Raw genomic sequence first — 3,239 nt, 5'->3', positions numbered from 1 at the left:
TTGCTGAAACCGTTCACCAGGTTGGCCAGCGCCTGCGGGTCAAAACGCGAGAGCTGGGACGGCACCTCACCGGCGATTGCGACGGCAGCCTCGCGACAGCTCGCCGCCGAGGAATGTCGGCCGAACGATAACGCAAACAAAGAGAGTGCGATGGGATCGATTTGCTTCATAAGCGTCTTGTCGAGGCGCGACAACCGAACCGCTAAGGCCTGGCAAGCTCTTATGCCGGCCTCACCTCCAGCTTCCCGGCTCAGCTCATTGCATGTCGTGGCGTATCCCCACGAGGACCGGATATTTTCCTCCAACAGCGGCACAAATCGAGCATCGAAGCGGGCAGCTGCGGTTTGCAGAAAGTCTGAACGATCCTGCCTTCCGAGCTGCTTGCTGTAACGTACAACTGCGCGTGAGAAAACGCCGATGTCGCGAGCGCTGGCGATTTCCCTTAAGGCGGCATTTAGTTCATCCGAACGTCTAGAACGCCTTTCCGGTGTTCCAACTTGGACAGTCTGCAGGGCAGCATTGTCGACATGCGACCTTCCGGTTCGGCCGCTTCGGTCAGAGATGGATTGGCCATGCGGCGCTAGCCTGCCTGTTTTCGGGCGGTCAGTGGTCCGATCGGCGCGTTGCCGGTCACCATCCGAAGCCGATGGAGTAATTTCCAGATTGGCTGCGCCACGATCAGGTCCATGGGCTCGCTCCGAGCTCCCAGGCTGCAATGGTTGCGCAGGCGCATCGCCGACGTACCACCTTCCTGGTCTACCACTTCCCTCAGACACGGACTGCGTATCCAGTGGGCGTCTGCTCGCGTGCGAGCTTTCAGCCTCTCGAGCGTCGCGCCATAGCTCCTCGCCACTTTGACGCGAGAAGCCTGCATCTCGCCTTGGTCTCCCACTGTGCGTTCTATAAGGTCTTTGCAGGCCCGGGGTTTGGACATTCTGGATAGGCGCATCGTGGACGCGCCCCCCTTCTGGTCCATCCGCTTCGTGCGACGGGAGAGGGCGCCCTAGCGGGCTTTCCGTCTCTGGATCATCGCGCGGCAGTTCCCCATCCGTTCGCGACGAGCCGGATTCCGGCAAGGAGCGCAAACGACGACGACTTCCACCGATTGCGGCCTGCAACGCGACCCCGAGGAGCCGATGTGCACCGGAGGAGGGAGCAGCAAATCGGCCTGCACCGCTGTCGCGCTGCATGCTGCGAGAATCCGAAGGACCTGAATCCTGAAGCTCGGACCGCATCCGATCCACAATGGAACCGAACGATGGCCCCTCTTCACCAGGAGCACAAGCCGGTTTGGCGCTAGAACCGTCAGCGCCTCGACCTTCAGCGGCATCAAATTCCGAAATGGGCGACTTGTCGCCCTCGTCAATGCGTCTCATTATCTTTATCCAATGTACCTGGATGCCCTGCCCTGACGAGTGCGACACTCACTTGTCGGCTCGACCGCTATCCTCGTGGTCTGATGAGCCACCGAATGACTTCGTCGAATCAGCGACTGCCAAACACGCGAAGCTCTTTGAATTGCATGCTCCCGTTTAGGCACAAGAGACTTCGAGCTCGCGGTGAACGCAAGCGGAGCCAAGTACGTCCCCTTTTTCGCTGCCCATGTGCTGACCGATCGCCGTGATTCCTTCGCCCTTCGATTGCCCATCGGCAACGCGACAGGCGTATTGAAGACTGCAAATGATGTGCCCATTCCGATCACCTAGAGGCTGGCTCGCGATCAGTATCGTGTATGGTGCAGTCGAGCGACGGACAGCAAGCGCAACTCCGATTAGGGCCCGCAAACCGAAAGTAGAACATAGTACAAAAGAAAATGGTTGCTTCATTCGTCAGTGCTTTCGCGGGCATGTCTGCGCGAACTGTACAACTTGACGCAGGGTCCGATTCAAGCCCTGCGCTCTATGTCGCGTGAGTGGCACTCCTGAACTTTCGTCGCTCTTCCGTCATAGGCTTTGCGGCGACGCGCACCCGAGCCAAGCTCGACTCTATTGGATGGTCAACGGCGCTCGCAATTCGAGAAATCGACGAAAGGCCAATACCTCGGTCAAAATCAGCTATGAGCCCATCGCGATCGAAAGTTTGCGTTTGTTGACTGCCCCACCTAACGCATCCTCCATGCGTTTGCTTATGAACAGCTGACGAACTCAAGCAGGATCCAGGGAACCCACGGCGAATGCGTGATTCTCCGGTCTTAGCGGGAGTGGTCGCCGGCTTAGGCAGATGTTGTGGGAGAGCGTTGATGACTGCCGGATGATGACTCCACAGAGCAAGTTCAGGAGCACTATCGTCGTTTGCAGGATCACAGGTCGAAAGGTTTGAAAAACGAGACGCTTGCGAGATCTGATTGGCCGCGACGGACAATGCGACAACCAGCATCGTCGAAATTCTCTGTGCGGGCGCTGATCGCGTCAATGAGACAATGACCGGTTGCTATATGAGTCTATTGCGACCATTCCTTTAATCATAGATTATCGAGTTGCGCGTACTGAAAAGAATTATCGATCACGTAGGTCATTCTGCATTGGGGCATATCGACGCTGGCGCGCTCGGACATGATGACGCGATCCGCGTCCGGATCGCACTATGCGTATTTCCCCCGAAAGCTTGTTCCTGCTTTTCGTTTGCGGTAAGCACATAAGCCGCTGATCGAAAGATCAAATGCAATGGCGACGGATGTGATTTTTCGCTAGCGGTTGGTCCTTAGTGCTACTTCGAAATCCGAGATCTCGTCTTTTACAATGGCCGGCGTCCTCACCCGAGCCTTGACGGGGCCACCCCGGATCAAGCTTACTTCAGCTCGCTGCCGTTCCGCGGCAGCTTAACTCGGCAGAAGCTCCACTTATCGACGCGGAATTGCTGTTCAGACAACCGAGGCCAGCTCTGACCCCGTACCGGATCGAAGATGGTAGCTGCCGCAGATCAGTCGGTATTCGGCGTCGTCGCCATGGTGAAGGTGCCATCGAACGTCAGATTGCCGTTGGCGTTGTAGGTCGGCGTGACCGATCCAAACGCGCTGACTTCCGTGCCATTGCTTAACGAGCCGCGCGTGGAGGTCCGACACGTTCGCCTGCCAATTCTGCAAGTTTTTCGTGCCGCCTTCTTGCATCATCTCCTGCGTTTCCGAGTTCTTGGCGATCCGATCGATCACTCTAACCGCCAGCTGCACGAGGTCTCTAGTGTTCTGTCCGGCAAATTCGCTGACAAAGTCGCGCGAGTTTCTGGAGAATGGAGTCGGCAGC

At 57.3% G+C, this 3,239-nt stretch carries 1 protein-coding gene; it reads right to left on the bottom strand.

Going from position 1 to position 3,239, the window contains the following annotated elements:
- Window positions 1-2,860 precede the first annotated feature (2,860 nt).
- A partial coding sequence (locus ALC15_RS40780) for a hypothetical protein (RefSeq protein WP_210168632.1) occupies window positions 2,861-3,239 on the bottom strand: 379 nt, incomplete at its 5' end.

The sequence above is a fragment of the Bradyrhizobium viridifuturi genome (assembly GCF_001238275.1).
Classification (GTDB): domain Bacteria; phylum Pseudomonadota; class Alphaproteobacteria; order Rhizobiales; family Xanthobacteraceae; genus Bradyrhizobium; species Bradyrhizobium viridifuturi.
The sequence above is the reverse complement of the archived record's forward strand: the minus strand, read 5'-3'. Positions and strand labels throughout refer to the sequence as shown.